Raw genomic sequence first — 4,319 nt, 5'->3', positions numbered from 1 at the left:
CCGAGCAAGCCATAAATGTTGTTCTCCTTGAGTTCCAAAGAGAAATCTCTAAATACAAGGTGCTTGCTACCTGGGTATCTGAAATCAATGTCTTTAATCTGTATCATAATCTTTAATGTTTTAGTGTACTACTTCAATAGAACACTGCAAAGGTGTGCTTTTCTGCGATAAGTTCCAAACTTTTGGGCAATTATTTTCATACTTTAACGTATTGTTAACAATTCCACCTTATTATATTAGAAGAAGAGTATGATATGGATGAATGTCTTGTAATATAGAACTTTATAAAAAAACAAAGGCATCAGAAAGCGAAAACTTCCCGATGCCTTTTATTAAGTCGTTTAGATATATTTCATGAGAATATCCCAAACTGCAATGATGTGGCAGATACTACCAGCTAAAACGAAGAAATGGAACACGGAATGCATGTATTTCTTCTTGTTAATACTGTAGAATACGGCGCCCGTAATGTAGCAGACGCCTTCGGCAATAATCCACCAGACTGTGGCGGCGGATACGGAGTCTATCAAAGGTTTAAAGGCAACCAGTACCGACAATCCCATGCCTACAAAGCAGATGGTCTCCAGGTTGCTGTGATCCTTGAGTCTGGCAAAACTCATGATGGTTCCGGCAATGGCGCAAGCCCAGATAAAGATAAAGAGGCTCCATCCCCAATATTCCTGGTCTCGCATCGCAATGAGCGTGATTGGCGAGTAAGAACCGGCAATATGCCAGTAGATGGCGGCATGGTCCCATTTGCGCAGTCGCTCTTTCCATTTGCTCCAGGCAGAAACGGCATGGTAAACCGTTGAGGCGATGTAAGACATCAACATACCGAACAGATAGAGGATAACTCCCGCCGTAGCCCATCCATTATGCATCGTAAAGCACCAATATAAGAAGATTGCTCCCACGACAAAGCCCATCAGGATACCTCCTGCATGCGACCATGAGTTCCAAAGTTCTTCTTTATGACTGAAATGTATCTTTAGTTTCATATCTCTATATATCTTTTCGTTACACATTCTGCTGATTTTGAAAAATAGGGCATTCAAGCCACTATACCTAAATCGTTATCAGCTATAACATTGCAAAGATACTAAGAATTTCTTAAAGTGGACTATCTTTTAGGAATTCTTTCGATTTCTAAAGTGTTTTCTTTGCTTTATTTGCTGATTGTTTGTCCTTTTCTGCTTTCTTCGAAAAATAAATCAAAAAAGTATTGGAGTGTATTGGATTTTTTATAATTTTGCGATGTGAAAATGAGAAATCATCTCTCACAAAATAGAAACTATAAACGCAACTAATAATTTGGAAAGGTAATATGAAGTTAAAATCAATTGCACTTATATTGATGACTGTCGCACTTCCGGCGATGGCAGAAAAAGTATCTGTAAATACAAAGGGTATGTCGCTCATTCTCGATGTTGAGAATGGAAAGCCTGCCCAGTATCTCTATTTCGGTACTAAGTTGAATCCTAACGATTTGCAGAATCTGAAGGTCGCTACTGATGGCCGTATGGATGCTTATCCGGCTTACGGACTGAATACTCCAGCTGAAGCAGCGCTTGCCATGCGTCATAGTGATGGCAATCTTTCAACTGCACTCGTGGCTACGGGCTGTGATGTGAAGAACGAAGGAGATGCTTCTGTTACGACCGTTCATCTGAAAGATCCTGTATATAATATAAAGGTAGATTTGAAGTATCGTGCATACAATGATGTTGATATGATTGAGGCATGGACCGAGATTCTGAATGGTGAAAAGGGTACTGTTACCCTGACTACCTTCGCATCGGCTATGCTTCCTATCCGTCGTGGAGATGTCTGGATGAGTCATCTTTCCGGTACTTGGGCAGCAGAGGGACAGTTGAGTCATGAAAAACTGCAGCCAGGAGAATTTATAATCCGAAACAATGATGGTACCCGCAATTCGCATACCGATCATGCAGAAGTCATGTTCTCGCTCGATGGTAAAGGACAGGAAAATGCGGGTAATGTTATTGGTGCAGCCTTGGTTTATAGCGGAAACTATAAGCTGAAGACGGTTACCGATGATACCGAATATCATTATTTCTTTGCCGGTATTAATGAACAGAACTCTGAATATCATCTTAAGAAAGGTGAGACTTTCAAAACTCCAGCACTCGCTTTGACCTATTCAACACAGGGCTTGAGCGGTGCAAGTAGAAACTTCCATAAATGGGGACGCAAATATATCTTGGCACATGGAGATAAGGAGCGTGATATCTTGCTCAACTCTTGGGAAGGTGTTTATTTCGACATCAACCAGAAGGGAATGGACCAGATGATGGCTGATATCCATAGTATGGGTGGTGAACTCTTCGTAATGGATGATGGATGGTTCGGAACCAAGTATCCTCGTGTTACTGATAACTGTGCACTCGGCGACTGGGTGGTTGATACCAAGAAACTTCCTAATGGCATTGAAGGCTTGCTGAGCGATGCCAGAAAAAACCAGGTAAAGTTTGGTATCTGGATCGAACCGGAAATGACCAATACTACCAGTATGCTCTATGAGAAGCATCCTGATTGGGTTATCAAGGCTCCTAAGCGAGATGCTGTTCTGGGCCGTGGCGGTACCCAGCTGGTGCTCGATCTCTCAAATCCAAAAGTACAAGACTTTGTTTTCGGTGTAGTAGACAATTTACTTACTAAATATCCAGATATAGCCTACATCAAGTGGGACGCCAATATGCCTATTATGAATCATGGTAGCCAATACTTGTCTGCAGCCGATCAGAGCCATCTCTACATCGCTTATCATCAGGGATTTGCGAAGGTTATTGACCGTATTCGTGCTAAGTATAAGGATGTGGTGATTCAATGTTGCGCAAGTGGCGGTGGCCGTGCCAATTGGGGCATGCTCCGTGGTTTTGATGAGTTTTGGGTAAGTGATAATACGGATGCCATGCAGCGTATTTATATGCAGTATGGAACCAGCTATTTCTTCCCGGCCATCGCCATGGCAAGTCATATCTCTGCTGTGCCAAACCATACCGTATTCCGCACTACTTCTTTGAAGTATCGTATTGATGTGGCTATGAGCGGACGACTTGGAATGGAAATTCAGCCAAAGAATATGACGGATGAGGAAAAGGCTCTCTGCCGAAAGGCTATCTCTGAATACAAGGAGATCCGTCCTGTTGTTCAGTTTGGCGACCTTTATCGTTTGGTTTCTCCGTACGATAATCAGGGCTTGTCTTCTATTATGTATGTTAGTGAAGCAAAAGACAAGGCTGTCTTCTATTGGTGGAAATTGGCAAACTTCTATAATGTTCATTTGCCAAGAGTTAAGATGGCTGGTCTGGATGAGAATAAGATGTATAAGGTAAAAGAACTTGATGTAATTGATAACAAGCCTCTTGATTGTGAGGGAAAATCATACTCTGGTAAGTATCTTATGGAACATGGCTTGGAAATGCCGTATGTTCATGAGGTAGACTGGGGTAAGAAGAACGACTGGTCGTCTCGTGTTCTCTATTTGGAGGCAGAATAGTTTTCTGGTACCATTATGTATATGCGCATGCTTGTGTGCCCACACGCAGATATGAGCGCGTGTATGTATATAATAAAGTGTTTGGTATCAAAATAAGTGCAAAATAAGATGAAAGTGTTAAAATACTGTTAATTTCTAAACTTTTTCCGGAAAATGTTTGGCAGTTTCGGAAAATGTTTGTACTTTTGCACTCGCTTTTGAGAAATACGGTTTCTCTTAGCGATTAAAGAAAGTTAGTGCAAGTCGAATACAATGAAATTAATTTCAATTGTTGAGGCGCAGCCTAACTTGCGAAGAAAGAGTTCTTTGAAAGATTTTACATAAACAGACAAGTAGTACAAGAAGCGGTTTTAGAATACACCTTATTATATAGGGAGTATAAAGAAACTGGGTAAAAGAAACGAACCGTCAAGCAATTGACAAGTCAGGTTTACTAAGCTTCAATAAACGAAAAGGATATTCGTCCTAAGTACAGACAACAAACACTTCGCTAGACTTTCGGGTATAGCAAAGTAAAAATGATATTTTACAATGGAGAGTTTGATCCTGGCTCAGGATGAACGCTAGCTACAGGCTTAACACATGCAAGTCGAGGGGAAACGACATCGAAAGCTTGCTTTTGATGGGCGTCGACCGGCGCACGGGTGAGTAACGCGTATCCAACCTGCCCATCACTTGGGGATAACCTTGCGAAAGTAAGACTAATACCCAATGACGTCTCTAGAAGACATCTGAAAGAGATTAAAGATTTATCGGTGATGGATGGGGATGCGTCTGATTAGCTTGTTGGCGGGGTAAC

At 41.5% G+C, this 4,319-nt stretch carries 2 protein-coding genes and 1 rRNA gene; 2 read left to right on the top strand and 1 reads right to left on the bottom strand.

What is annotated here, in order from left to right:
* Positions 1 to 341: 341 nt before the first annotated feature.
* Positions 342 to 998, bottom strand: coding sequence for a PAQR family membrane homeostasis protein TrhA (gene trhA / locus ACWJAO_RS13065; RefSeq protein ID WP_449140566.1), 657 nt, complete (start codon positions 996 to 998; stop codon positions 342 to 344).
* Between the two features lie 326 nt (positions 999 to 1,324).
* Between trhA and ACWJAO_RS13060 the strand changes: the two genes are divergently transcribed.
* Both ACWJAO_RS13060 and ACWJAO_RS13055 read left to right on the top strand, forming a co-directional pair.
* Positions 1,325 to 3,520: an alpha-galactosidase gene (locus tag ACWJAO_RS13060; protein WP_449140565.1), complete on the top strand. Its 2,196-nt coding sequence runs from the start codon at positions 1,325 to 1,327 to the stop codon at positions 3,518 to 3,520.
* Positions 3,521 to 4,048: 528 nt separating this feature from the next.
* Positions 4,049 to 4,319, top strand: a 16S ribosomal RNA gene (locus ACWJAO_RS13055); the annotation flags it as partial.

It is taken from the genome of Segatella sp., from assembly GCF_977051555.1.
This window is presented reverse-complemented; position numbering and strand designations above follow the sequence as displayed.

Bases quoted from the DNA above. Each gene is read 5' to 3' on its own strand.
- ACWJAO_RS13060 (WP_449140565.1), top strand. From the start codon at position 1,325: ATGAAGTTAAAATCAATTGCACTTATATTGATGACTGTCGCACTTCCG.
- trhA (WP_449140566.1), bottom strand. From the start codon at position 998: ATGAAACTAAAGATACATTTCAGTCATAAAGAAGAACTTTGGAACTCA.